The organism is Pseudomonas sp. P20 (assembly GCF_016463925.1).
GTDB classification, from domain to species: domain Bacteria; phylum Pseudomonadota; class Gammaproteobacteria; order Pseudomonadales; family Pseudomonadaceae; genus Pseudomonas; species Pseudomonas aeruginosa.
Map to the genome: position 1 here is coordinate 1 of NZ_JAEMVM010000109.1, position 481 is coordinate 481.

Annotated in this window: 1 protein-coding gene; it reads left to right on the forward strand. The window is 61.7% G+C overall.

What is annotated here, in order from left to right; genetic code table 11:
* Positions 1–481: MBG domain-containing protein (locus JHD77_RS31990; protein WP_267907599.1), on the forward strand; the 481-nt coding region annotated here is incomplete at both ends.

Below are 481 nucleotides of genomic sequence, written 5' to 3' on the forward strand. Positions count from 1 at the left end.
GGCCTGAAGAACGGCGATACCGCTGGCGCGGTGCTCAACAGTGGCAGCCTGAGCCGCGTGGCTGGCGAGAATGTCGGCGTGTACGGCATCAACCAGGGTGGCCTGGGTCTGGTCAGCGGTAACTATGACCTGGCTTACCAGGGCAACAACCTGACCATCACCAAGGCGCTGCTCAATGTGATCGCCGACGGCAAGACCAAGGTCTATGGCGACGCTGACCCGAGCCTGACCTACCAGGTCAGCGGCCTGAGGAACGGTGACAGCGCCGGCTCGATCCTGACCGGCGGGCTGAACCGCGACGCAGGCGAGAACGTGGGTGTGTATGGCATCAACCAGGGCGATCTGGCATTGAACAGCGGTAACTACGACCTGAGCTACCAGGGCAATAACCTGACCATCACCAAGGCACTGCTCAATGTGATCGCCGACGCCAAGACCAAGGTCTACGGCGATGCCGATCCGAGCCTGACCTACCAGGTCA